Raw genomic sequence first — 23,690 nt, 5'->3', positions numbered from 1 at the left:
CAGAGCGTGGTGAGCGTGCGAGTACGGGTACGGATGGCCGCCGGTGCGTACGGGACCGGGGCCTTGGAAGGGAGCCACCTTGCCGCAGCGACGCCTCGTCACGGGCCGCAGTCAGGAGCCGCGCCAGCGGTTCGCCGAGGAACTACGGAAGCTGCGCGCGGAGAAGGGCGACAGCCTGCGGCAGCTCGGGGAACGTATGGGCTGGGACTGGTCGCTCTTCGGGAAGCTGGAGAAGGGCGAGACGCTGGGCGGCCCCGAAGTCGTCCAGGCACTCGATCAGTACTACGGCACGCCGGGGATGCTGCTGGCGCTCTGGGAGTTGGCGCGGGCGGACCGTACGCGGTTCCGGGTGCAGTACCGGCGCTACATGGAACTGGAGGCGGAGGCGACCAGCCTGTGGCACTTCGCGGTCAGCGTCCTGCCCGGACTGCTTCAGACCCCCGGATACGCACGGGAACTCCTGGCGGCGGGCGGGCTCAGGGGCGACGAACTGGAACAGCAGGTCGAAGCGCGGGTGGGACGACGGGAGTTGCTGGAGGGGGACGAGGCGCCTCCGTTCCGGTCCATCGTCTCCGAGGCCGTTCTACGGACGCCGCTGCGTGACACAGGCGAATGGCGCGCCCAACTCGAGTACCTGTTGGCCGTGGCTGAGCGGTCGGGGGTCGTCTTGCACGTGCTGCCGCTCAGCGTCGGGCCACACGGCTTGATGAACGCGACCGTGATGTTCCTGCGCTTGCTCGACGGACGTACCGTGGCCTACATGGAGAACGGTTACCGGGGTCATCTGATCGAAGAGAACAGCCCGGTTGATCGTTTGCAGCGTGCGTACGATGCCATGCGCGACCTGGCTCTGTCCCCTGCCGAGTCGCGGAAGTTCGTCCTGCGTCTGTTGGAGGAAACACCGTGCGATCCCTCGACCTGACTATGGCCGCTTGGCGCAAGAGCAGCTACAGCAACCAGGACGGAGGCGAATGCGTGGAGGTGTCCGACGATTTCACGCCCGTCGTCCCCGTCCGCGACAGCAAGACAGCGCACGGCCCCGTCCTCACGTTCGCGGCCGAGAACTGGGCCTCGTTCGTGACCGCCGTGAAGCGTGGTGAGCTGGGCGCCTGATCCGTACGGAGAGGGCATCGCATCGAAGCGCCGCAACGGCCGTGGGGGGCCCCCCCGGGGGGGCCCCCCGGCCGGGGCGGGGGGGGGGGGGGGGGGGGCCCCCCCCCCCCCGGGGCCCGGGGGGCCGGGGGGGCCGCCCCGCGGGTGGGGGGGGGTCGGGGGGCGCCTCGCCCCGTCCGGCGGGGGCCGCCCCCCCCCCCCCCCCCCCGGCGTGGCCCCCCCCCCGGGGGGGCCCCCAAGGCCGATGCGGCGTCGGCGTGCGTCTGCGTACGCCGATCACCGGGGTCAGGGCGTCCAGGGAGCGCTGACCGCCCAGCTCACGTCGGCGGCCCAGGAGGTCGCGCTGTCGAAGGTGTGGGTGCCGCCGTTCGAGGCGATGTAGACGGCGTTGTCGTAGTGGCGGATGAAGCGGTCGGGGTAGTTGTACGACGCGAACGAGGTGCCCTGGCCGCTCTTGCCGGGCGTGGGGCAGAAGGTCGCGTCGGCCCGGAAGACGGCGCTGCCGTCCATCGGCTGGCGGAGCAGCCGGAAGTCGAAGTGGCGCAGGAAGTCGCCCGGGTAGTTGCGTGACTCGAAGGAGACGCAGGAGGAGTTGGCGAGGCCGCGCCGGACGATCCATGAGGAGTCGGCCTTGTCCAGTGCCGAACTGCCCGACGTGACCACGGAGGTGAGCGCGTTGTCGTCCTGGTGCCGGATGTAGCGGGTGGTGCAGCAGGCGGTGGTCGCACGCAGTGAGAGTGTCGAGCCCGGGGTGAGCGTGCCGCCGGCCGCCGGGCTGGGGCCGCCGTAGCGGACCGAGACGATGTCGGACTGGACGGCGTTGTCGGCCGCGTCGGTCGGCAGGCCGCTGGTCATGACGCCCTCGAAGAACGAGCCGATGGATCCGTTGGAGTTGTCGCCGCCCGTGCCCAGGACGATGGACCCTTCCTGCTGCATCGGCGAGTAACCCGGACGGTTGGGTTCGGGCCCGGAGTACTGGGTGGTCAGGGCGCCCGATTGCGCGTTGCCGTCCTTGATCGCGAAGTAGTTCTGCCCGTTGTTCTTCAGCAGGGCCGTGACGAACGGTGACCGGTTCCCCGTGTTGGAGGAGTTGGTGCTGTAGCCGAGGTTCGACTGGAACAGGCCGTTCTCCAGGTCGGCCTGGACCCACGGGCCGGACCCGTGGCACGGAGCGAACCAGCACTCGGTGCCGAAGTTGATGGCGTCCATGTGACCGTTGCCGGTGTCGGCGATCTCGATCTCGGCGTTGCCGTAGTCGAAGCAGCAGCGGTCGTTGACGTGGGTGCCGGAGGTGACCATGTACATCCCCTCGGCCTGCCCGTTCACAGCGACACCGCTCGCGGCCGTGTGCCGATAGCCCATGCGGCCCGAGAAGGACACGCCGTAGACGTGATGCCCGCCTGCGGTCACGGGCAGCGCGTCGGCCGGGGCGCCGGAGTTGGCGGGTCCCGCGGTGCCGGCCGGTTCGATGAACAGGTCGTTGTGGCGCGGGGACTGGTCGTAGATGACGTTGATGACGCAGGTCGTGCCGGAGCAGAAGGAGTCCTGCGCCGCCGCGTTGGCGTACCCGCCGGCGGACAGCGTGCCGACGTCGGCACGCGCGCCGTCCGAGGCGCGTTTCACCTGGTAGAGGCGGCCGCTGTACGACGAGTACATGGCACGCGTGGTGCTGTGGGCGGCGACGCAGGAGGTGCCCGCCGATCCGTAGATGTCGCACGGCAGCGTCCCCGCCGCCTGCGCGGTGCCCGCGCCGGTGAACAGCGCCCCGGCCGAGGGCGACCGCCGCGCATAACGCGAGCAGCGCCTTTCTCAGCCGGGGGAGGAGGGGGCGGGCGGCGATGGCGCGGTTCGGTTCGCGCACCCGGTCGGCTCTACTCGGTTGTCGCACTTCGGCTCCCGTGGGATGAGGGGGATGAGGGCTGAGTCTTGGTGTGGACATGACATTGCGTCGAACGAGGAGGGTGGTTCGATATTTCGGATAAAGGTCGGGACTGCGAACGGAAACATAGGGACGAGAGAGGGAGGCGTCAATGCCCCGCACCGGCCCGGGACTCGTGGCCCGCGGCGCCGGCCCGGACATAATTCGGAGGCATCGGGACGGGCCGGGCGCTTACGATGAGGCAAACGACGTCTGGGACCTGGGGTCATGCTGAGAGAAGTCACCGCGACCCGCTACATCGAGCCGCTGCACGCGGGCGGCTCCGTCCCCGGTGTCGTCGAGGCAGACGACCTCGGGACGTACGTCGTGAAGTTCACCGGCTCCGCGCAGGGGCGCAAGGCGCTGGTCGCCGAGGTGATCGTCGGGGAACTCGCGCGCGCCCTGGGGCTGCGCTTCCCCGAGCTGGTCCTGGTGCACTTCGATCCGGCCGTCGGCGCGCACGAGCCCCACCAGGAGGTGCGCGAGCTGCTGGAGTCCAGCGCCGGGCTCAACCTCGGCATGGACTATCTGTCGGGCGCCGAGGACTTCACCCCGGAGGTCGCCGAGCGGTTCCCCGTCGATCCGCTGGAGGCGGGCAGGATCGTCTGGCTCGACGCGCTCACCGTCAACGTCGACCGGACGGTGCACAGCTCGAACCTGATGATCTGGCCCACACGCGGTGTCGCGCCCCCGCGCCTGTGGCTCATCGACCACGGTGCCGCTCTCGTCTTCCATCACCGCTGGGACGCCTCGTCGCCCGAGAAGGCGTACGACTTCCGCCACCACGCGCTCGGCGGCCTCGCCCCGGACACCCGCGCCGCCGACGCCGAGCTGGCCCCCCGGGTGACCGAGGAGCTGCTGCGCGAGGTCCTGGCGGAGGTTCCCGACGAGTGGCTGGCCGAGGAGCCGGGCTTCGCGGGGCCGGACGCGCTGCGCGAGGCCTACGTCGGCTATCTCGCGGCCCGTGTGCGGGCCTCCGCGGCGTGGTTGCCCACCGACTTCCCCTCCGGGCGGCAGCTCGCCGCGGAGGAGGCCGACCGGGCGGCCCGCACCCGCCGGGCCCGTCCGGGCTGGCTCAAACAGGTCCCCGACCTGCACGGGAAGCCGCCCGCGGAACGGGACTGGTCGGCGCACCTCGGCTGACCACGGCTGGCCCGCGACGGCACACCACCCGGGCGCGGCCCCGCTCAGCCGGCCGGCGCCTCGTGCGCGGTCGGGGAGCGGGCGCCCCCGGCCGCCGGCCGCCGGTCAGGAACCTGGGCGGGCGGAGCTCGCGGAGGAGAAGCCCGGGACCGAGTCTCCGTTCAGGGCCCACAGCGCGGCCGTGTACCAGAGCAGGGCCACTCCGGTCACGAGCAGGGCGCCCACCACCGGAAGAAGCAGGCCGGGCAGGCGCCGGCTGCGCACGACGATCACCTTGGCCGCGAACGCCCCGTACAGGGCGCACCCGGCGAAGGAGTGGACCGCGACCCGCGGGGACGTCGTCTCGATCCCGTACGTCGTCAGGCAGTGCCAGGCGATCGGCAGGGAGAGAAGCAGGGCGAGGAATCCGAGCACACGGTGTCCCCGCCGTACCGGCCGGGGCGCGGGGCGAGACCGGGGCACACGGCCGTACATCCACAGGGCGAGGCCGAGCTGGACGAGGGCGAGACAGAGCAGTGCGGTGCCGAGCCGGGCCTTGAGGTCGACCGCGGCGGTGCCGTGCTCACCGAAGAGCCCGTTGCCGTAGCCGGGCGTGTGGTGGGTCCCGAAGAGATAGATCCCGACGCCGACCGCGGCGGGTACCAGGACGGCCGGCACGACGGCTGCCGCGCGCCGCCTGCCGCCGTCCTCGCCGCGCCGCGGGCTCGTGCCGTTCAGGCGGCTCAGCTCTCGACCTTGTCGCCCTTGGTGTTCAGGACGAACCACTGGGCGCCGAACTGGTCGAGGCCCTGGCCGTTCGTCTGGCCGGGCTTGGTGTCACCGGCGTAGTAGTACAGGGGGTTGCCGTTGTAGGTGACCTGCTTGTCACCGTTTGGCCGCTTGGTGGTGTCGAGCAGCTTCTTGTCCACGCCCTTGCCGACCTCTGCGTTCCCCTTGGTGAGCAGGGGAGGCCATGCCGTGGCGCACGCGTCCGTGCAGTTCGACTTGTTCTTCGTGTCGGCGAGGAAGAGGTAGAGGGTGTTGCCCTTGTCGTCCACGAGGATCTCGCCGAGCTTGCCCGAGGACTTCGTGTCCACGGTGGCCGGAGCCGACGGTGAGGCGCTGCTGGAGTAGGAGGGCCCGTGCCCTTCCTCCGGGGTGCTGTCGGAGCAGCTGGTCAGGGCGGTGGCGAGCAGCAGTGTGGCGGCACAGGTGGCCGCTGCGGCGGTGCGTTTCATCGTGGCTCCGTGGGAGGGCTGCGGGTGCGTGAGGCCCCATGTCTCTCCCCGCCGGTGCCCGCCCGCTCACCGTGTCGTCGTCAACACCACTCACCCGGGCGCACCCGGAACAGCCGCGGCCCCGGCCCCGGCCCCGCTCCGAGTCCGGAGCGGGGCCGGGAGCGTCCGCTCAGCCGGTCAGCTGCTCGTACGCGGGCAAGGTCAGGAAGTCCGCGTAGTCCTCGTCCAGGGCGACCGTGAGCAGCAGGTCGTGGGCCTGCTGCCAGCGGCCCGCAGCGAAGGCCTCCTCGCCTGCCTCGGCGCGGAGGGCGGCGAGTTCGTCGGCGGCGATCTTCCGGGCCAGCTCGGGCGTGGCCTTCTCGCCGTTCTCGAACTCGACGCCTGCGTTGATCCACTGCCAGATCTGCGACCGTGAGATCTCGGCGGTGGCCGCGTCCTCCATGAGGTTGAAGATGGCGACCGCGCCGAGACCGCGCAGCCACGCCTCGATGTAGCGGATGCCGACCTGGACGGCGTTCACGAGGCCCGCGTAGGTCGGCTTCGCCTCCAGCGAGTCGACGGCGATCAGGTCGGCCGCCTCGACGTGGACGTCCTCGCGCAGCCGGTCCTTCTGGTGGGGCCGCTCGCCCAGTACGGCGTCGAAGGAGGCCATGGCGATCGGGACGAGGTCGGGGTGGGCGACCCAGGAACCGTCGAAGCCGTCGGCCGCCTCGCGGTCCTTGTCGGCCTTGACCTTCTCGAAGGCGACCTTGTTGACCTCCTCGTCGCGGCGCGAGGGGATGAACGCCGCCATGCCGCCGATCGCGTGCGCGCCGCGCCTGTGGCAGGTGCGGACGAGGAGTTCGGTGTAGGCGCGCATGAACGGGGCCGTCATGGTGACCGCGTTGCGGTCGGGCAGCACGAACCGGCTGCCGCCGTCACGGAAGTTCTTGACGATGGAGAAGAGGTAGTCCCAGCGGCCCGCGTTCAGCCCGGAGGCGTGCTCGCGCAGTTCGTAGAGGATCTCCTCCATCTCGTACGCCGCCGTGATCGTCTCGATGAGGACGGTGGCGCGGACGGTGCCCCGCGGGATGCCGACGTACTCCTGCGCGAAGACGAAGACGTCGTTCCACAGGCGGGCCTCGAGGTGGGACTCGGTCTTCGGGAGGTAGAAGTACGGTCCCTTGCCGAGGTCCAGCAGGCGCTGGGCGTTGTGGAAGAAGTAGAGCCCGAAGTCGACGAGCGCGCCGGGGACCGGGCGGCAGTCCGCGTCGGTGAGGTGGCGCTCGTCCAGGTGCCAGCCGCGCGGACGCATGACGACCGTCGCGAGTTCGCCGTCGTCCTTGAGCGCGTACGACTTGCCGGTCCGCTCGTCGGTGAAGTCGATCCGCCGCGCGTACGCGTCGGTCAGATTGAGCTGGCCGAGGACCACGTTCTCCCAGGTGGGAGCAGAGGCGTCCTCGAAGTCGGCGAGCCAGACCCGTGCGCCCGAGTTGAGGGCGTTGATGGTCATCTTGCGGTCGGTGGGGCCGGTGATCTCCACTCGGCGGTCGTCCAGGGCGGCCGGTGCGGGGGCCACCTTCCAGGAGTCGTCCGCGCGGACGGCGGCGGTCTCCGGGAGGAAGTCGAGAGTGCAGGTGCGGGCGATCTCGGCGCGGCGCTCCGCGCGGCGGGCGAGGAGTTCGTCACGCCGGGGCGTGAACTTCCGGTGCAGCTCGGCCACGAAGGCGAGGGCCGCGTCGGTAAGGACCTCTTCCTGCCGGGGCAGGGGCTCGGCGTCGACGATGGCCAGCGAGGACGGCGCTGGTGCGGGCATGAGCAGTCACTTCCTTGCGGTTCCTTGCGGCTCTGCGCGAGCGGGCGCTTCTGGAAAGTGGATAGTAGTTTCCTCATGGTGGAAGTTCAATGGTTTGTTGATGTCGAGATTCTCCGCGTCGACAGAAGGACGGCAGGGGCGGCGGGGCGCCGGGGGTGGTGCGGGCCGGGGGTGCTCACTCCAGTCGTGCCAGGTCGGCGGCGGTGTCGATGTCGTACGGCTGGGCCACGTCACCACACTCCACGAGCGTGATCGCGTCGTCGTGCGCCGCGAGGTAGGCGCGCGCCCCGCGGTCCCCGTCGGCCGAGCCGGCGATCCCGGCCCAGTGGGCGGAGCCGAACAGCACCGGGTGGCCTCGCTTCCCGTCGTACGCGGCCGAGACCAGCGACTCGGAGGACTCGTACCCGGCGAGGACGCGGGCCACCGCCTCGGGTCCGATGCCCGGCTGGTCGACCAGGCTCACCAGTGCCGCCCGCGCGCCCGTGCCGGCGAGTGACGCGAGGCCGGCCCGGAGCGAGGAGCCCATCCCCTCCTCCCAGCGGGGGTTGTCGACGAGTACGCACCCGGGCAGTTCCGCCCTCGCGCGTACGTCGCCGGACCGCGCGCCCAGGACCACATGAACGCGGCCGCAGCCACCCTCACGGAGTATTCCGGCCGCATGTTCGACAAGGGGGCGTCCGCGGTGGGACAGCAGTGCCTTGGGGCGCCCCCCGAGGCGCCGGCCGCCCCCGGCCGCCAGCAGCAGGCCCACGACCTGGTCCTCGTTCTCCGTCATGCTCTCCTGCATACCCGAGCGTGGCGCCCGCCGCCCCGGGATCCGGGCGGTCCGGAAGGTGTCGTGGGGCTGATTTTCGGCCCGGGCGGTGGCGCCCGCCGCTCGGGGTGGCGTTTACTGGCCCGCGTCCCCGGCGCCCGACCAGCGCCGTGGGGGCGCGTGAACGGCTTGCGAAGGACAGGCGCACGACGGCGTGCGAGGGGGGAGAGCTGTGTTGCGGAGCTTGGGGCAGAGGTCAGTGACGGGCAGTGACAGGGACCCGAGGGTGGCGGAGCTGAGCTCGGCCGTCGCCCGGCTGCGGCGTGAACTCGCCGCGCACCCCGCCGACTTCCCGGACCGGGGCATAGCCGAGGACGAACTCGCCACGCTCGCGGCGATGGCGCTCAGCGGCATCCCCGAGATCCCCCGCCTGCGCCGCTCCCTGCTGCTGGTCGCGGGCGCGATCGGCTCGGTCAGCGCCCTGGCGGGCGGCCTCGCGAACGTCCGTACGGCGGTGGAGCTGTTCGGCGAGCCGCCGCGCCGCTGAGCCCTCGCGCGGCTGAGCCGAGCCGCCGCGCCGCTGAGCCGCCGCCCGGACGGCGGGCCGCCGGCCCGTACCGCCCGGCGGCGGGTGCGTCCGACGCGCGTCCGACCGCGACCCGGCCGTCCGCGACCGTCCCGCCTGTGTGACGGCCCGGTGCGCCACCGTCTACGAGAGCTTCAGTGGGCTGCCTCCGCCTGCGGTCGGTGGACCGTGCCGTCGGTCGGAGTGAGGCAGCGGCGCACGAGGGCGAGCGTGCGTTCCGTGACCGTGGCGAGCGGGGCGCCCCGTTCCACGGCGGCGAGGGCCGTGTGCAGCATCCCGGCGATCAGGTCGGCCGTGAGCGCGGGTTCGGGAGCGCCGAGCTGCCGGACGGCCGCACGGAACGGTTCGACCTGTTCCAGGTGGAGTTCCGTCAGCCGTTCCTGGCAGGCGGGAGGCAGGCCGGCGTTCATGAGGGCGGCGGCGGGCCGGTGCGCGCCTTCGGCGCCGAGGCGGAGGCTTTCCCGGAAGAAGGCCTCGACGCGCTCCACCGGGCTGTCCGCGCCGGCCATGGCGCGGGTGAGTGCCTCGTTGGAGCGCCGGAAGGCTTCTTCCGTGATGGTGGCCAGGAGGGCCGCCGAGGAGTCGAAGTACTGGTACACGCTGGAGCGGGCCAGGCCCGCGCGGGCGCCGACCGCGGCCGGTGTGACGGCGGTGGCGCCCTCATTCACCAGGATGTCGATCGCTGCCTCGATCAGTGCCTCGCGCTGCTGGGCGCGGTGCTCGGCGACGGTGGAGGCGTTGATCTTCGGCATGGGTGACGGGCTCCTGGAGGGGTGGACGGAGCCGGGAGCGAGCTGCCGGTCTGCGGCCCCGGTCAGGACAGGCGGCCGTCGACCATCTCGTGGACCCGGTCGGCAGCGTCCATTATCGCCGTGTCGTGGGTGACCATGACCGTGGCCGTTCCGCGCTCGTGGGTCTGTTCGGCGATCAGCCGAACCGCCTCGGCGGACCGTACCCGGTCCAGCGCCGAGGTGGGTTCGTCCACGAGCAGGACGGCGGGGGAGGTCATCAGGGCGCGGGCCAGGCCGGCGCGCTGGCGCTCGCCGCCCGACAGCTGGTGCGGACGGGAGCCGGCGCGGTGGGTGAGTCCGACGGCTTCGATGAGTTCGTCCGCGCGGACCCGGGCAGCGGCGTCGAGGCGGCCGTCGATGTGCAGGGGCAGCAGGAGCTGTTCCTTCACGGTGAGGGACGCCAGCAGGTTCGACTGCTGGAAGACGAAGCCGACATGGCGGCGGCGGGCCGCGGTGCGTTCCTTGTCCGGCAGGGCGGTCAGCTCGGTGCCGGCGATGTGCACGGTGCCCGAGGTGGGCCGCTGGAGGCCGCCGGCGACGGCGAGGAGGCTGGACTTGCCGGAGCCCGAGGGGCCGACGACGGCGACGAACTCGCCGGGGGCGACGCTCAGGCCGACGTGGTCGAGGGCGGTGACGGCGGTGTCGCCGTCACCGAGGGTGAGGGTGACGTCGTCCAGACGCAGCCCGGCGGAGCCCGTGGTGTCCGTGGTGGCCTGGTGATCGGTGGAGGGCGTGGTCATCGGGTGGCTCCCAGAGCGGTCAGGGGGTCGACGGCGGTGATGCGGCGGACGGCGACGACGGCGCCCACGGTCCCGAGGAGGACGAGGAGGCCGGACGAGGTGGCGATGGCCGGGGCGGAGAGGGAGAAGGGAGCCTTGCCGATCATCGCGCTGCCCAGCGCCAGGCCGACGGCGGTGCCGAGGGCCGTGGCTCCGACGAGCACCGCGACGACCTGGGCGAGCGCGTCGCGCAGGATGTACCCGGTGGGGGCGCCCAGTGCCTTCATCAGAGCGATCTCGGGCTTGCGCTGGACGGTCCAGACGGTGAAGAACGCGCCGACGACCAGGGCGGAGATGACGTACAGGAATCCCTTGATCAGGGCCATGGTGCTCGACTCGGCCTCGTAGCCGGGGGACGCGTCGAACGCGGCTTCCTTGGTCTCGGCGAGGGTCCCGGTCGCCATTTCCACCGCGGCGACGTCGGCGCCCGGCTTCAGGGTCAGAGCGACGGCGGTGGCCTGCCGGCTCGCGGCCTCGGGCAGGTCGCCGGGCAGGCCGTAGTGCAGATGCCGCCACGTGTCGAGGTCTGCGTAGACGATGCCGATGTGGCCGTAGGAGACAGTCTCGTCGACCAGGCCGATGACCTTCAGCCGCACCCCGCTCCGGTCCGCGGTCAGGACGTCGCCGACCCGCACGCCCAGGTCGGCGATCTCCCGGGTGATCACGATGCCCGCGCCACCCGGTTCGAGGCCCTTGCCCTCGCTGGGCTTCGGAGCCAGCGAGGAGTCCGATGCCATGCCGAAGACGGCGAGATTGACCTGCTCGCCCTTCTTGGTGCCCTGGCTCACCTGGGCGTTGACCAGGGTGTTCCCGAACGGCTCCGCGCGCTCCACGCCCGGGGCCTCGGACCACGCCTGCCAGTCCTCCTCTTCCACGGTCGAGCGGGAGAACTGCTCGCTGGTCGCCTTCTCGTCGAAGGCCATGTGAGTCACGGGCAGCGCGCGCAGACCGGAAATGCCCGCATCCGCCAGGCCGGAAGCGAGTCCGGACAGGAGGACGCCGAGCACGGCGATGAGCGCGACCACCGCGCCCATCAGGGCGAAGCGGCCGCGGGCGAAGCGCAGGTCGCGTAGGGCGAGGAACACGGGAACTCCGAGCGATGAAGGCGAGAGGGCACGACGGCTGGACACGGCGTGGCCTTTACTGGAACTTGACGACTGACGTGTCGGCATCCTAGCTGATGTTACCGACGCGGCTGTCGGTACCCTGCGGGGTGCGCTCCGGCCGCCCGCCCCCGGCCGGATCCTCCGGCCCGGACTGTCGTCCCTGAGGGTCGATCCGGTGGGGTGCTCCGGCACAGGCCGAGCGGGTGGCTCACGAGGTCGGCGGTCGCCGACGGCTTCGGGGTCTCGGGCCTGGGGACGTGGGTCGTCGGGTGCGTCCGGCGCCTGCGGCGAGGCCGGACGGTGAAGCCGCGGGGCCGGACGGTGAAGCCGCGGAGGCCGGAAGGCGGGCGTGCGGCTGAGGCGGAGCGGTGACGCCCGCCGGTGTGGCCGATGCCTTCCGGTGCGGCTGATGCCTGCCGGTGTGGCCGGTGCCCGCCGGGATGGGCTCCGTGCGGGCGGTGGTCCCGGCGCGCTGCCGGGCCGTCTTCCGTGGGTCTGGGTGATGTGTCGCGGGGTCCGCGCTCGGCCGGGCGTTCCCCCGTGGCCGCCCCGCTCGACGATCAGCCGTCCTCGGGGGCGGCGCCGGCGCGCGACTCCGTCAGGATGCCGACCCGGTTCCGTCTTCTGCCGCCGGCCGGTCGGCTCCCGTCCCGGGCGGGGTGCGGGGACAGGGTGTCATGGCCGGCTCGGCGGCCCGGCCGGGGGTGGAAGCGCGTGGCCGTTCGCGCAGGCCGCTCGGCAAGGCGCGGCGCCTGGTACCGGCGGTGCGCTCGCGGAAGCCGGACGCGCCCCGGAGTAGGGCTGGTTCGTGACTGACGACCCGCCCGAGGGGGGCGGTCGCTCAGGCCCCCGGCGTCGCGTTGGTCAGGACGTCCGAGAGCTCCGCCGCGACTTGCTGGAGGACGGGGACGATCCGCTCCGTCACCGACTCCGTGACCCGGCCCGCCGGGCCGGAGATGGAGATGGCGGCGGCGGTGGGGGAGTCGGGGACCGGGACCGCGAGGCAGCGGACGCCGATCTCCTGCTCGTTGTCGTCGACCGCGTAACCGAGAGAGCGCACCTCTTCCAGGGCGGCGAGGAAACCGTCCGGCGTGGTGATCGTCTTCTCCGTCGCGGCGGGCATCCCGGTGCGGGCCAGCAGGGCACGCACCTCGTCGGCGGGAGCGTGCGCGAGCAGCGCCTTGCCCACGCCCGTGGAGTGCGGCAGCACCCGGCGGCCCACCTCGGTGAACATCCGCATCGAGTGCTTCGAGGGCACCTGGGCCACGTAGACGATCTCGTCCCCGTCGAGCAGCGCCATGTTCGCCGTCTCGCCGGTCTCCTCGACCAGGCGTGCGAGATAGGGGCGCGCCCAGGTGCCGAGCAGCCGGGACGAGGACTCGCCGAGCCGGATCAGACGGGGACCGAGCGCGTACCGGCGATTGGGCTGCTGACGTACGTAACCGCAGGCCACCAGTGTGCGCATCAGGCGGTGGATGGTCGGCAGCGGAAGGCCGCTGCTCGCCGAGAGCTCGCTCAGGCCGACCTCGCCCCCGGCGTCCGCCATGCGTTCGAGCAGGTCGAAGGCGCGCTCGAGGGACTGGACGCCGCCGCCGGTGGCGGACGACTTGGCGGCGTCGGTGGTGCTGGCGCTGGACGTCGGCACGGGCGCGGTCCTTTCGGGGCTGGCAGGCAGGGGGAAGCCTACCCGGCGGCCGGTCGGCCACCTGGCTGTGCGGAGCTACGTTCTGCACTCCGGAATTCTAATTCCACTTTGTGGAAACATCCAGACTTCGCGCACGGAGCACCCGGAGGGCGGGAGGACCCTTGACGGGGTCAACCGCGGAGTGAAGACTCCTTCAACAGAACGTTGAAATTCCGTCGCGGCGGCGTGCGCCCCAGCGGCGGAGGCGAACGGCCGCTGGGAGAGGGGTACGGGTGTCCGACGTCGAACTGGTGCTGCGCTCGACGCGCGTCATCACGCCCGAGGGGACGCGGGCAGCGTCCGTCGCGGTCGCCGCCGGGAGGATCGTGGCCGTCCTCGGCCACGACGCCGCCGTGCCGGCCGGGGCCCGGCTCGAGGACTTCGGCGACGACGTCCTGCTGCCCGGCCTCGTCGACACCCACGTGCACGTCAACGACCCCGGCCGCACCGAGTGGGAGGGCTTCTGGACGGCGACGCGCGCCGCCGCCGCCGGAGGCATCACCACCCTGATCGACATGCCGCTCAACTCCCTCCCGCCGACCACGACGGTCGGCAACCTCCGTACCAAGAGGGACGTCGCCCGCACCAAGGCGCACATCGACGTCGGCTTCTGGGGCGGCGCCCTGCCGGACAACGTCAAGGATCTGAAGCCGCTGCACGACGCGGGCGTCTTCGGCTTCAAGGCGTTCCTGTCGCCGTCCGGGGTCGAGGAGTTCCCCGAGCTCGGACAGGAGGAACTCGCCCGGTCCCTCGCCGAGATCGCCGGCTTCGGCGGGCTGCTGATCGTGCACGCCGAGGACCCGCACCACCTCGCCGCCGCCCCGCAGAAGGGCGGCCGCCGGTACGCCGACTTCCTCGCCTCCCGGCCGCGTGACGCCGAGGACACGGCCGTCGCACACCTCATCGCCCAGGCGAAGCGCCTCCACGCGCGCGTGCACGTGCTGCACCTGTCGTCGGGCGACGCGCTGCCGATGATCGCCGCCGCCCGCCGTGAGGGCGTCCGGATCACCGTCGAGACCTGCCCGCACTACCTCACCCTGACCGCCGAGGAGGTCCCGGACGGCGCGAGCGAGTTCAAGTGCTGCCCGCCGATCCGCGAGCGCGCCAACCAGGACCTGCTCTGGCAGGCCCTCGCCGACGGCACCATCGACTGCGTCGTCACCGACCACTCGCCCTCCACCGCCGACCTCAAGACCGACGACTTCGCCACCGCCTGGGGCGGCATCTCCGGCCTCCAGCTCAGCCTCTCCGCCGTCTGGACCGAGGCCCGCAGGCGCGGGCACTCGCTGGAGGACGTGGCGCGCTGGATGTCCACGAGCACCGCCCGGCTGGCCGGCCTCGACCGGAAGGGGGCCATCGAGGCCGGACGCGACGCCGACTTCGCCGTCCTCGCACCCGACGAGACCTTCACCGTGGACCCCGCCGCGCTCCACCACCGCAACCGGGTCACGGCGTACGCGGGCCGGACCCTCGACGGAGTCGTCAGGTCCACCTGGCTGCGCGGCGAACGCATCATGGCGGACGGCGAGTTCACCGAGCCCGCCGGCCGGCTCCTCGTGTCCCGCGCTCCCTCCCGCACCTCGTGAAAGGAAGAACTGATCACCTTGACGGCGACACCTCACTTCACCGGAGACGCCAGCCCGTACCAGGGCGGTGACCCGTACGCGGACTACCGCACCGCCGACTTCCCCTTCACCCGGCACGCCAACCTCGCCGACCGGCGGCTCGGCGCCGGCGTCATCGCGGCGGGCGACGAGTTCTTCGCCGAGCGCGAGAACCTCCTCGTGCCCGAGCGCCCCGAGTTCGACCCGGAGCACTTCGGTCACAAGGGCAAGATCATGGACGGCTGGGAGACCCGCCGCCGGCGCGGCGTCTCGGCGGAGCACCCGTGGCCCGCGCCCGAGGACCACGACTGGGCCCTCGTCCGCCTCGGCGCGCCCGGTGTCGTACGCGGTGTCGTCGTCGACACGGCCCACTTCCGGGGCAACTACCCGCAGGCGGTGTCCGTCGAGGCCGCCTCGGTGCCCGGTTCGCCCTCCCCCCAGGAGCTCCTGGGGGACGACGTGAAGTGGACGACGCTGGTACCGCGCACGGCGGTGGGCGGTCACGCGGCGAACGGCTTCACCGTCGCGGCCGAGCAGTGCTTCACGCACGTACGCGTCAACCAGCACCCCGACGGCGGCATCGCGCGGCTGCGCGTCCACGGCGAGGTCGTGCCCGATCCCGTGTGGCTCACCGCGCTCGGCACGTTCGACGTCGTCGCCCTGGAGAACGGGGGCCGGGTCGAGGACGCCTCCGACCTGTTCTACTCGCCCGCCACCAACACCATCCAGCCCGGACGCTCACGGAAGATGGACGACGGCTGGGAGACCCGCCGCCGCCGCGACCGGGGCAACGACTGGATCCGCTACCGGCTCGCCGGGCAGTCGGAGATCCGCGCCGTCGAGATCGATACGGCCTGTCTGAAGGGCAACAGCGCGGGCTGGGCGTCCGTCTCCGTGCGGGACACCGAGGACGGCGACTGGGTGGAGCTCCTGCCGCGCACCCGCCTGCAGCCCGACACCAACCACCGGTTCGTACTCGACGCCCCCGCGGTCGGCACGCACGCGCGCGTGGACATCTTCCCGGACGGGGGCATCTCCCGGCTGCGCCTGTTCGGCTCCCTGACTCCGGACGGAGCCGCCGGGCTGGCCGCCCGCCACCAGGAGCTGCGCGGCTGACCCCGGGCACACTCAGTTCGCGCCCCCGGCCCCCGGCCACCGCCGCGGCCGTGGGGCGCGGTGCCGTTCCGCCCCCGTCCCCCGGCCGCCCGTGCCCCAACCGATCGGCCCGTACGGGCACTCGGTGGCACGGCCGGCCGTTGGAAGGGCGAAGGGGGAGACGTATGGCGGACGTGATCGATCTGGAGGAGTACGGGGCGGGGTTCACCGAGGACCCGCACCCCGTGTACGCGCGACTGCGGGAGCTGGGCCCGGTGCACCGGGTGCGCCTGCCCCAGCCCGACGGCTACGAGACCTGGCTGGTCGTCGGGTACGAGGAGGCGCGCGCCGCGCTCGCCGACCCGCGCATCGGCAAGGACCCGCAAAAGATCGGGGTCACCTTTCTCGACGAGGAGCTGATCGGCAAGTACCTGCTGATCGCCGACCCGCCCCAGCACACGCGACTGCGCAAGCTGGTAGCCCGGGAGTTCACGGGCCGCCGCGTGGAGGCCCTGCGGCCGCGCGTACGGGAGATCACCGGCCAGTTGCTCGACGCGATGCTGCCGCGGGGCCGCGCCGACCTCGTGGAGTCGTTCGCCTATCCGCTGCCGCTCACCGTCATCTGCGAGCTGCTGGGCGTGCCCGAGACCGACCGGGCGGCGTTCCGCGCCATGTCGACGGAGGTGGTGGCGCCCACGGACGCCACGACCGAGCTGGCGGCCGTCGAGCAACTGGGCGCCTATCTCACGGAGCTCATCGAGGACAAGCGCCGCTCGGGGCACAGCGGCGACCTGCTCAGCGACCTGATCCGCACGACCGCCGAGGACGAGGACCGCCTCAGTGCCGAGGAGCTGCGCGGCATGGCGTTCATCCTCCTCATCGCGGGACACGAGACGACCGTCAACCTCCTCGCGAGCGGAGTGCGCGCCCTGCTCACGCACCCGGACCAACTCGCCGCGCTGCGCGCCGACATGAGCCTGCTGGACGGCGCCGTCGAGGAGATGCTGCGCTACGAGGGCCCGGTGGAGAACGCGACGTTCCGGTATGCCGCCGAACCCCTCGACATCGGCGGTACGGCGATCCCCGCGGGCGACCCGGTGCTCATCGGGCTCACCGCCGCCGACCGCGACGGGGGCCGCTTCCCGGCTCCCGACCGCTTCGACATACTCCGGGCACCGCAGGGCCACCTCGCCTTCGGGCACGGCATCCACTACTGCCTGGGTGCGCCCCTGGCCCGCCTCGAAGCACGGGTGGCGCTCCGCGCCCTGCTGGAGCGCTGCCCCGGCCTCGCCCTCGACGGCCCGCACGGGGGCTGGCTGCCGGGCATGCTGATGCGGGGCGTGCGTACGCTGCCGGTGCGCTGGCAGACCTGACGGACGGCCCCTCCCGCCGCGGATGCCGCGCCGTGCGGATGCCGCGCCGTGCGGATGCCGCGCCGTGCGGATGCCGCGCCGTGCGGATGCCGCGCCGTGCGGATGCCGCGCCGTGCGGGCGGCCCGCCCCGCAACGCCCGCACGCCCGTCCCGTACGCCCGCCCCGAAAGCCGCTCACGCCCACCGCCCGCGAAGGCAGCCGTCCCGAACCAGGAGTGCCGTGCCATGACCGTACCCGTCGTCCTCGATCTCGCCGCCGCACGGTCGGTGCTGGAGAGCCAGCCCTTCAGCCGGCTGCTCGGGGCGCGCCTCACCGCCTTCGGCGACGGCCACGCCACCCTGGAGGTCGGCATCCGCGAGGAACTGCGCCAGCAGAACGGATTCCTGCACGGCGGAGTCGTCTCCTACGCGGCCGACAACGCGCTCACCTTCGCCGGTGGCGCCGCTCTCGGACCGGCCGTGCTCACCGGCGGTTTCTCCATCCAGTACGTCCGCCCGGCCACCGGCCGCACCCTCGTCGCCCGCGCCCAGGTCCTGCACGCCGGCCGCAGACAGGCCGCCGTCCGCTGTGATCTGTCCACGGTCGGCGAGGACGGCACCGAGACCCTGTGCGCGGTCGCTCAGGGCACGGTGCTGTCGGCGTCCTGACGCGGCCGCCCGCGGGTCAGTCCCGGCCGCCCGGGATCTCCGCCAGCCGCACCGGCCGCCGCTCCAGCCGGGACAGCTCGCACGCCTCGGCGATCCGCAGCGCGTGCAGCGCCTCCCGGCCGTCGCAGGGGTTGGCGCGCTCACCCCGGACGACCTCGACGAACGACGCGAGCTCGGCCTCGTACGCGGGACCGAACCGCTCCAGGAAGCCGGTCCACGGCTTGTCGGCGGGAGGCGGCCCGGCCGGTTCGGTGGAGGCGATCGGCGTCCGGTCGTCGAGGCCGACGCCGATCTGGTCCAGCTCACCGGCGAGCTCCATGCGGACGTCATAGCCCGCGCCGTTCACCCGGGTCGCCGTCGCCGTGGCGAGCGTGCCGTCGTCCAGGGTGAGGACGGCCGCCGCCGTGTCGATGTCGTGCGCCTCGCGGAACATGGCGGGGCCGGCGTCGGACCCGGTCGCGTAGACCTCGGTCACCTCGCGGCCGGTGACCCAGCGCAGCATGTCGAAGTCGTGCACCAGGCAGTCCCGGTAGAGGCCGCCGGAGAGCGGGAGGTACGCGGCCGGGGGCGGTGACTGGTCGGATGTCATCGCCCGAACGGTGTGCAGCCGCCCGAGCCGCCCCGAGCGCACGGCCTCCCGCGCGGCCGTGTACCCGGAGTCGAAGCGGCGCTGGAAGCCCAGCTGCAGCACGGTCCCGGCGGCGTCGACCTCGGCGAGCGCGGCCAGCGTGCCCGGCAGGTCGACGGCGATGGGCTTCTCGCAGAAGACGGGAAGCCCGGAGCGGGCCGCCCGGCCGATCAGCTCGGCGTGGGCGGCGGTGGCGGCGGTGATGACGACCGCGTCCACGCCCCAGGTGAAGATCTCGTCGACGCCGGGCGCCGCCGTGGCGCCCAGACGGTCCGCGAGCGCGTGGGCCCGCGCGCTGTCCGCGTCCGTGACGATCAGTGAGCCGACGTCGCGGTGACGGTGGAGAGCGGTCGCGTGGAAAGTACCGATACGACCCGTTCCGATGAGTCCGATGCGCATGGGAACAACCTGAGGGCGTGCCGGGCACCCTGTCAATGGTTTGTCCGGACAATCGAACTTCACAACTTCCCGTCAACATCTCACGGGGCTACGCTCGGCGGCGTGCCGAAACCAGAAGTGGACCCGACCGTCGCGCTCCAGCTGGGCGTGGACCGCAGCAGTCCGGTCCCGCTCTACTTCCAGCTGTCGCAGCAACTGGAGGCCGCGATCGAGAGGGGAACGCTGACTCCGGGCAGCCTCCTCGGCAACGAGATCGAGCTCGCCGGGCGGCTCGGCCTGTCCCGGCCCACGGTCCGGCAGGCCATCCAGTCCCTCGTCGACAAGGGACTGCTGGTGCGCCGGCGGGGCGTCGGCACCCAGGTCGTGCACAGCCAGGTCAAGCGCCCCCTGGAACTGAGCAGCCTGTACGACGACCTGGAGGCGGCCGGCCAGCGCCCCGCCACCCGGGTGCTCGCCAACGTCCTGGAGCCCGCGTCCGCCGAGGTCGCGGCCGCGCTCGGAGTCGCCGAGGGCGTCGAGGTGCACCGCGTCGAGCGGCTCCGGCTGGCCCACGGCGAGCCGATGGCGTACCTCTGCAACCACCTGCCACCCGGCCTGCTGGAACTGGACGGTGCCCGGCTGGAGGCCACCGGCCTCTACCGGCTCATGCGCGCCGCGGGCATCAGCCTGCACAGCGCCCGTCAGTCCGTCGGCGCCCGCGCGGCCACGGAGGAGGAGGGCGAGCGGCTCGGGGAGCCCGCGGGCGCGCCCCTGCTGACCATGCGGCGGACCACCTTCGACGACACCGGCCGCGCCGTCGAGTTCGGTTCGCACACCTACCGGGCCTCGCGCTACTCCTTCGAGTTCCAGCTCCTCGTACGGCCCTGACGTGCCCGGCGGCCCCACCCGCCCGCGGGCCGTTCCCCGCCCGTCACCGTCGTCATAATGTTCTGACAAATCCATTGACGGGCGCGCGGGCCGGACGCTAGAACTCCCCTCAGCCGCAACGGGGCGGCCCGGGAGAAGAGAGTGGTCCGCACTATGCGTACAGCCCGCACAGCGGCAGCGATGATCGCTGTCATTGCCCTCGCGGCCGGGTGCAGCAGTTCCGGCGGCAAGGATTCCGAGGACAAGGAGAGCGGCACGAGCGGTGGGAAGGCCGCCTCGACACCCCGCCTCAAGATCGCCATGGTGACCCACTCGGGAGCCGGGGACACCTTCTGGGACATCGTGCAGAGCGGCGCCAAGCAGGCCGCGGCCAAGGACAACGTGGAGTTCCTGTACTCCAACTCCGCCGAGGCCAAGGAGCAGGCCGACCTCGTCCAGACGGCGATCGACAAGAAGGTCGACGGCATCGTCGTCACCCTCGCCAAGCCCGAGGCCATGAAGGACGTGCTCGCCAAGGCGGCCCGCGCGGGCATACCGGTCGTCACCATCAACTCCGGAGCCGAGTTCTCCCAGAAGTACGGGGCGCTCGTGCACTTCGGCCAGGACGAGTCCGTGGCCGGCGAGGCGATCGGCGAGCAGCTCACCAAGGAGGGCAGGAAGAAGGCCCTCTGCGTCATCCACGAACAGGGCAACGTCTCCCTGGAGCAGCGCTGCGCGGGCGTGAAGAAGACCTTCGAGGGCACCGTCGAGAACCTCAACGTCGAGGGCACCAACGCCCCCGCCTCCCAGTCGTCGATCGAGGCGAAGCTGCAGGCCACCAAGGACATCGACGCCGTGGTCACGCTCGGCGCCCCGCTCGCCGCCGTCGCCGTCAAGGCCAAGGCCGACGCGGGCAGCAAGGCGGAGATCGACACCTTCGACCTCAACGCCGAGGTGGTCAGGCGCCTCAAGGCCAAGGAGGTCGGCTTCGCCGTCGACCAGCAGCCCTACCTCCAGGGCTACGAGGCCATCGACGAACTGTGGCTCTACAAGACCAACGGAAACGTCCTCGGCGGCGGCAAGCCCGTGCTCACCGGCCCCGCCATCGTCACCGGGGAGGACGTGCCCGCCCTCGAGAAGTACACGGCACGCGGTACCCGATGACCGGGTGCGCCCCGCCCCTGTCCGCCCCTCCCGCCGGGGCGGTGACCTCCGGACTTCCGGCCGGGGGCCCACCGCCCCGCCAGGGGCCTGACCCGCGCCCGCGATCCGTGGTCGGCGATACTTGGGCCGACCAAGCAACGGATCAAGAAGGGCACGGCCTCGTGGCACGGACTCGGACCTGGGTGACCATCGCGCTCGCAGGGGCGCTGGGAGCGTCCCTCGCGGGATGCAGCAGCACCGGCGGGAAGCGGGCGGAGGACGCCCGCAAGGCCGCGTCGGCCCAGGGGAGGGCAGCGGTGAACACGCCGCGCTGGACCTTCGCCATGATCACCCACTCGGGCGACGGCGACACCTTCTGGGACATCGTGCAGAACGGTGCCGAGCAGGCCGCTGTCAAGGACAACATCAAGTTCCTGTACTCGCACAACGACGAGGCGCAGCAGCAGGCCCAGCTGGTGGACGCCGCCGTGGACAAGAAGGTCGACGGCATCATCGTCTCCCTGGCCAAGCCCGACGCCATGAAGGCGGCCGTCGCGCGCGCCGAGAAGGCCGGCATCCCGGTGATCACGGTCAACTCCGGCTCCGCCGAGTCCAAGAAGTTCGGGGCGCTCACCCACATCGGACAGGACGAGACCGTCGCCGGTGAGGCCGTCGGCGAGGAGCTGAACAAGCGCGGGCGCGAGAAGGCCCTGTGCGTCCTGCACGAGCAGGGCAACGTCGGCCACGAGCAGCGCTGCGCCGGGGTGAAGTCGACCCTCGACGGCACCGTGCAGAACCTGTACGTCGAGGGCACCAACATGCCCGAGGTGCAGTCCGCCGTCAGCGCCAAGCTGCAGGCCGACAAGTCCATCGACGCGGTCGTCACGCTCGGCGCCCCGTACGCCGACACCGCCGTCAAGGCCAGGGACGACGTGGGCAGCAAGGCGGAGATCGACACCTTCGACCTGAACGCCAAGGTCGCCGCCGAGCTCAAGGACGGCACGCTCGGCTTCGCCGTCGACCAGCAGCCGTACCTCCAGGGCTACGAGGCCGTCGACCTGCTCTGGCTGTACAAGTACAACGCCGATGTCCTCGGCGGCGGCAAGCCGGTCCTCACCGGACCGCAGATCATCACCGAGAAGCAGGCCGCCGCGCTCGAGGAGTACACGAAGCGGGGAACCCGATGACCGCCACAGCACCGGCGCCCGCGCCGGGATCTAAGACGGACGAACGGCTGCTGAAGACGTCGCCGCTGCGCAGCCTCATGGGCCGCCCGGAGCTCGGCTCGGTGGTCGGCGCGATCGCCGTCTTCGTCTTCTTCGCGATCTTCGCGGACAGTTTCGTACGGGCCTCCAGCCTGGCCACGGTCCTGTACGCCTCGTCGACCATCGGCATCATGGCCGTCCCGGTGGCCCTGCTGATGATCGGCGGCGAGTTCGACCTCTCCGCGGGCGTCATGGTGACCAGCTCCGCGCTGATCTCCTCCATGTTCAGCTACCAGATGACGGCGAACGTCTGGGCCGGCGTGCTCGTGTCCCTGCTGGTCACGCTCGCCCTCGGCGTCTTCAACGGCGTCATGCTGACCCGCACCGACCCGCCCAGTTTCATCATCACGCTCGGCACGTTCCTCATGCTGACCGGGATGAACCTCGGCTTCACCAAGCTGATCAGCGGCACCGTCTCCACCAAGTCGATCTCCGACATGGAGGGCTTCTCCTCCGCGAGGGACGTCTTCGCCTCCACCCTCACCATCGGCGGCGTCGACTTCAAGATCACCATCCTGTGGTGGCTCGGCATGATCGCCGTCGCCACCTGGATCCTGCTGCGCACCCGCGTCGGGAACTGGATCTACGCGGTCGGCGGCGGCGAGCAGGCCGCCCGCGCGGTCGGCGTACCGGTCGACAAGACCAAGATCGGCCTCTACATGGGTGTCGCCTTCGGCGCCTGGGTCTCCGGCCAGCACCTGCTGTTCTCGTTCGACGTCGTCCAGTCCGGCGAAGGCGTGGGCAACGAGCTGATCTACATCATCGCGGCCGTCATCGGCGGCTGTCTGATCACCGGCGGATACGGTTCGGCGGTCGGCGCTGCGGTCGGCGCCCTGATCTTCGGCATGGTCAGCAAGGGCATCGTCTTCGCCGAGTGGAACCCGGACTGGTTCAAGTTCTTCCTGGGAGTGATGCTGCTCCTGGCGACCCTGCTCAACCACTGGGTCCGCAAGCGCGCGGAGGTGACGAAATGACGAAGCACACCCCTTCCCCTTCCCCGGACACCGCCGCCACGGAGCGCACGGCACTCGTCGAACTCGACGACGTCAGCAAGTACTACGGGAACATCCGCGCCCTCGAAGGCGTCTCGCTGGAGGTCCACGCGGGCGAGATCACCTGCGTGCTCGGCGACAACGGCGCCGGCAAGTCCACCCTCATCAAGATCATCTCGGGGCTCCACCAGCACGACGCGGGCACCCTGCGCATCGGCGGCGAGGAGAAGCGGCTTGCGTCCCCGCGCGAGGCCCTCGACCTCGGCATCGCCACCGTCTACCAGGACCTTGCCGTCGTCCCGCTGATGCCGGTCTGGCGGAACTTCTTCCTCGGCTCGGAGCCGACGAAGGGCGTCGGCCCCCTCAAGCGCCTCGACGTCGACCTCATGCGCAGGACGACCCACGCGGAGCTGCTGCGCATGGGCATCGACCTGCGCGACGTCGACCAGCCCATCGGCACCCTCTCGGGCGGCGAGCGCCAGTGCGTGGCGATCGCCCGCGCCGTCCACTTCGGTGCCAAGGTCCTCGTCCTCGACGAGCCCACCGCCGCACTCGGTGTGAAGCAGTCCGGTGTGGTCCTCAAATATGTGGCCGCCGCCCGGGACGCCGGGCTGGGTGTTGTGTTGATCACCCACAACCCGCATCACGCCTACCTCGTCGGCAACCGTTTCGTGCTCCTCAAGCGCGGCACCATGTCCGGCAGCCACACCCGCGAGGAGATCACCCTCGACGAGCTGACCCGGCAGATGGCGGGCGGCAGCGAACTCGACGACCTCCGCCACGAGCTGGAACGCGCCCAGTAGGAAGCCGC

General features: G+C 71.9%; 23 protein-coding genes. 13 read left to right on the top strand and 10 right to left on the bottom strand.

Going from position 1 to position 23,690, the window contains the following annotated elements; all coding sequences use genetic code 11:
- Positions 1–79: 79 nt before the first annotated feature.
- Together ACFY93_RS05370 and ACFY93_RS05365 are read left to right on the top strand one after the other, a co-directional pair.
- The gene (locus ACFY93_RS05370; RefSeq protein ID WP_391353767.1) at positions 80–922 is read left to right on the top strand and encodes a Scr1 family TA system antitoxin-like transcriptional regulator; all 843 of its coding nucleotides are present in this window, start codon (positions 80–82) and stop codon (positions 920–922) included.
- On the top strand, positions 904–1,113 hold the full coding sequence (locus tag ACFY93_RS05365; RefSeq protein WP_391353765.1) for a DUF397 domain-containing protein: 210 nt from the start codon (positions 904–906) through the stop codon (positions 1,111–1,113). The genes ACFY93_RS05370 and ACFY93_RS05365 overlap by 19 nt, the downstream gene beginning before the upstream one ends.
- A gap of 285 nt (positions 1,114–1,398) precedes the next feature.
- On the opposite strand, the gene ACFY93_RS05360 is transcribed toward ACFY93_RS05365, so the two are convergent.
- Positions 1,399–2,874 carry an arabinofuranosidase catalytic domain-containing protein gene (locus ACFY93_RS05360; RefSeq protein ID WP_391354136.1) on the bottom strand — a complete coding sequence of 492 codons (1,476 nt, stop codon included), beginning with the start codon at positions 2,872–2,874 and terminating at the stop codon, positions 1,399–1,401.
- Between the two features lie 385 nt (positions 2,875–3,259).
- Here ACFY93_RS05360 and ACFY93_RS05355 point away from each other — a divergent pair, with 385 nt between their 5' ends.
- The gene (locus ACFY93_RS05355) at positions 3,260–4,174 is read left to right on the top strand and encodes a HipA family kinase (protein WP_391353763.1); all 915 of its coding nucleotides are present in this window, start codon (positions 3,260–3,262) and stop codon (positions 4,172–4,174) included.
- Between the two features lie 105 nt (positions 4,175–4,279).
- On the opposite strand, the gene ACFY93_RS05350 is transcribed toward ACFY93_RS05355, so the two are convergent.
- The 4 genes from ACFY93_RS05350 to ACFY93_RS05335 form a co-directional block, all read right to left on the bottom strand.
- Positions 4,280–4,831, bottom strand: a complete 552-nt coding sequence (locus ACFY93_RS05350) for a DUF6529 family protein (RefSeq protein ID WP_391353762.1) — start codon at positions 4,829–4,831, stop codon at positions 4,280–4,282.
- A 65-nt stretch (positions 4,832–4,896) separates the two neighbouring features.
- Positions 4,897–5,391 carry a hypothetical protein gene (locus ACFY93_RS05345; RefSeq protein ID WP_391353761.1) on the bottom strand — a complete coding sequence of 165 codons (495 nt, stop codon included), beginning with the start codon at positions 5,389–5,391 and terminating at the stop codon, positions 4,897–4,899.
- Positions 5,392–5,560: 169 nt separating this feature from the next.
- Positions 5,561–7,186 (bottom strand): malate synthase A, encoded by a 1,626-nt coding sequence (gene aceB, locus ACFY93_RS05340; protein WP_391353759.1) that lies wholly within the window; start codon positions 7,184–7,186, stop codon positions 5,561–5,563.
- A 175-nt stretch (positions 7,187–7,361) separates the two neighbouring features.
- On the bottom strand, positions 7,362–7,961 hold the full coding sequence (locus ACFY93_RS05335; RefSeq protein WP_391353757.1) for an NTP transferase domain-containing protein: 600 nt from the start codon (positions 7,959–7,961) through the stop codon (positions 7,362–7,364).
- 211 nt (positions 7,962–8,172) lie between these two features.
- Between ACFY93_RS05335 and ACFY93_RS05330 the strand changes: the two genes are divergently transcribed.
- Entirely contained in the window at positions 8,173–8,487 is a 315-nt protein-coding gene (locus tag ACFY93_RS05330) for a DUF5955 family protein (protein WP_391353756.1), read from the top strand.
- Positions 8,488–8,660: 173 nt separating this feature from the next.
- On the opposite strand, the gene ACFY93_RS05325 is transcribed toward ACFY93_RS05330, so the two are convergent.
- The 4 genes from ACFY93_RS05325 to ACFY93_RS05310 form a co-directional block, all read right to left on the bottom strand.
- The gene (locus ACFY93_RS05325; RefSeq protein ID WP_391353755.1) at positions 8,661–9,278 is read right to left on the bottom strand and encodes a TetR family transcriptional regulator; all 618 of its coding nucleotides are present in this window, start codon (positions 9,276–9,278) and stop codon (positions 8,661–8,663) included.
- A 62-nt stretch (positions 9,279–9,340) separates the two neighbouring features.
- Positions 9,341–10,057: an ATP-binding cassette domain-containing protein gene (locus tag ACFY93_RS05320; protein ID WP_391353754.1), complete on the bottom strand. Its 717-nt coding sequence runs from the start codon at positions 10,055–10,057 to the stop codon at positions 9,341–9,343.
- A complete protein-coding gene (locus ACFY93_RS05315) occupies positions 10,054–11,181 on the bottom strand; it encodes an ABC transporter permease (protein ID WP_391353753.1) in 1,128 nt (375 codons plus the stop codon). The genes ACFY93_RS05320 and ACFY93_RS05315 overlap by 4 nt, the downstream gene beginning before the upstream one ends.
- A gap of 862 nt (positions 11,182–12,043) precedes the next feature.
- Complete coding sequence (locus tag ACFY93_RS05310; protein ID WP_391353752.1) at positions 12,044–12,847, bottom strand: IclR family transcriptional regulator C-terminal domain-containing protein; 804 nt, start codon at positions 12,845–12,847, stop codon at positions 12,044–12,046.
- A 272-nt stretch (positions 12,848–13,119) separates the two neighbouring features.
- Here ACFY93_RS05310 and allB point away from each other — a divergent pair, with 272 nt between their 5' ends.
- The 4 genes from allB (at position 13,120) to ACFY93_RS05290 (ending at position 17,606) form a co-directional block, all read left to right on the top strand.
- Positions 13,120–14,472 (top strand): allantoinase AllB, encoded by a 1,353-nt coding sequence (gene allB, locus ACFY93_RS05305; protein ID WP_391353751.1) that lies wholly within the window; start codon positions 13,120–13,122, stop codon positions 14,470–14,472.
- An 18-nt stretch (positions 14,473–14,490) separates the two neighbouring features.
- Positions 14,491–15,606 (top strand): allantoicase, encoded by a 1,116-nt coding sequence (gene alc, locus ACFY93_RS05300; RefSeq protein ID WP_391353750.1) that lies wholly within the window; start codon positions 14,491–14,493, stop codon positions 15,604–15,606.
- Between the two features lie 164 nt (positions 15,607–15,770).
- On the top strand, positions 15,771–16,958 hold the full coding sequence (locus ACFY93_RS05295) for a cytochrome P450 (protein WP_391353749.1): 1,188 nt from the start codon (positions 15,771–15,773) through the stop codon (positions 16,956–16,958).
- Positions 16,959–17,183: 225 nt separating this feature from the next.
- Positions 17,184–17,606: a hotdog fold thioesterase gene (locus ACFY93_RS05290; protein WP_391353748.1), complete on the top strand. Its 423-nt coding sequence runs from the start codon at positions 17,184–17,186 to the stop codon at positions 17,604–17,606.
- A gap of 16 nt (positions 17,607–17,622) precedes the next feature.
- Here ACFY93_RS05290 and ACFY93_RS05285 read toward each other — a convergent pair whose 3' ends face one another.
- The gene (locus ACFY93_RS05285; RefSeq protein ID WP_391353746.1) at positions 17,623–18,633 is read right to left on the bottom strand and encodes a Gfo/Idh/MocA family oxidoreductase; all 1,011 of its coding nucleotides are present in this window, start codon (positions 18,631–18,633) and stop codon (positions 17,623–17,625) included.
- A gap of 117 nt (positions 18,634–18,750) precedes the next feature.
- On the opposite strand from ACFY93_RS05285, the gene ACFY93_RS05280 reads away from it, so the two are divergent.
- From ACFY93_RS05280 to ACFY93_RS05260, 5 genes are all read left to right on the top strand, one after another.
- Positions 18,751–19,500 carry a UTRA domain-containing protein gene (locus ACFY93_RS05280; RefSeq protein WP_391354135.1) on the top strand — a complete coding sequence of 250 codons (750 nt, stop codon included), beginning with the start codon at positions 18,751–18,753 and terminating at the stop codon, positions 19,498–19,500.
- A 153-nt stretch (positions 19,501–19,653) separates the two neighbouring features.
- The gene (locus ACFY93_RS05275; RefSeq protein ID WP_391353744.1) at positions 19,654–20,643 is read left to right on the top strand and encodes a substrate-binding domain-containing protein; all 990 of its coding nucleotides are present in this window, start codon (positions 19,654–19,656) and stop codon (positions 20,641–20,643) included.
- Between the two features lie 161 nt (positions 20,644–20,804).
- A complete protein-coding gene (locus tag ACFY93_RS05270; protein WP_391353742.1) occupies positions 20,805–21,809 on the top strand; it encodes a substrate-binding domain-containing protein in 1,005 nt (334 codons plus the stop codon).
- On the top strand, positions 21,806–22,861 hold the full coding sequence (locus ACFY93_RS05265; RefSeq protein WP_391353740.1) for an ABC transporter permease: 1,056 nt from the start codon (positions 21,806–21,808) through the stop codon (positions 22,859–22,861). The genes ACFY93_RS05270 and ACFY93_RS05265 overlap by 4 nt, the downstream gene beginning before the upstream one ends.
- A complete protein-coding gene (locus ACFY93_RS05260) occupies positions 22,858–23,682 on the top strand; it encodes an ATP-binding cassette domain-containing protein (RefSeq protein ID WP_391353738.1) in 825 nt (274 codons plus the stop codon). The genes ACFY93_RS05265 and ACFY93_RS05260 overlap by 4 nt, the downstream gene beginning before the upstream one ends.
- The last annotated feature ends 8 nt before the right edge of the window (positions 23,683–23,690 follow it).

It is taken from the genome of Streptomyces sp. NPDC008313, from assembly GCF_042956125.1.
Taxonomy (GTDB): domain Bacteria; phylum Actinomycetota; class Actinomycetes; order Streptomycetales; family Streptomycetaceae; genus Streptomyces.
Note: the sequence above shows the minus strand (reverse complement) of the source record. Positions and strands in the feature narration are given on the sequence as shown.

Bases quoted from the DNA above. Each gene is read 5' to 3' on its own strand.
- ACFY93_RS05355 (WP_391353763.1), top strand. From the start codon at position 3,260: ATGCTGAGAGAAGTCACCGCGACCCGCTACATCGAGCCGCTGCACGCG.
- ACFY93_RS05345 (WP_391353761.1), bottom strand. From the start codon at position 5,391: ATGAAACGCACCGCCGCAGCGGCCACCTGTGCCGCCACACTGCTGCTC.
- aceB (WP_391353759.1), bottom strand. From the start codon at position 7,186: ATGCCCGCACCAGCGCCGTCCTCGCTGGCCATCGTCGACGCCGAGCCC.
- ACFY93_RS05335 (WP_391353757.1), bottom strand. From the start codon at position 7,961: ATGACGGAGAACGAGGACCAGGTCGTGGGCCTGCTGCTGGCGGCCGGG.
- ACFY93_RS05325 (WP_391353755.1), bottom strand. From the start codon at position 9,278: ATGCCGAAGATCAACGCCTCCACCGTCGCCGAGCACCGCGCCCAGCAG.
- ACFY93_RS05320 (WP_391353754.1), bottom strand. From the start codon at position 10,057: ATGACCACGCCCTCCACCGATCACCAGGCCACCACGGACACCACGGGC.
- ACFY93_RS05295 (WP_391353749.1), top strand. From the start codon at position 15,771: ATGGCGGACGTGATCGATCTGGAGGAGTACGGGGCGGGGTTCACCGAG.
- ACFY93_RS05290 (WP_391353748.1), top strand. From the start codon at position 17,184: ATGACCGTACCCGTCGTCCTCGATCTCGCCGCCGCACGGTCGGTGCTG.
- ACFY93_RS05285 (WP_391353746.1), bottom strand. From the start codon at position 18,633: ATGCGCATCGGACTCATCGGAACGGGTCGTATCGGTACTTTCCACGCG.
- ACFY93_RS05275 (WP_391353744.1), top strand. From the start codon at position 19,654: ATGCGTACAGCCCGCACAGCGGCAGCGATGATCGCTGTCATTGCCCTC.
- ACFY93_RS05265 (WP_391353740.1), top strand. From the start codon at position 21,806: ATGACCGCCACAGCACCGGCGCCCGCGCCGGGATCTAAGACGGACGAA.
- ACFY93_RS05260 (WP_391353738.1), top strand. From the start codon at position 22,858: ATGACGAAGCACACCCCTTCCCCTTCCCCGGACACCGCCGCCACGGAG.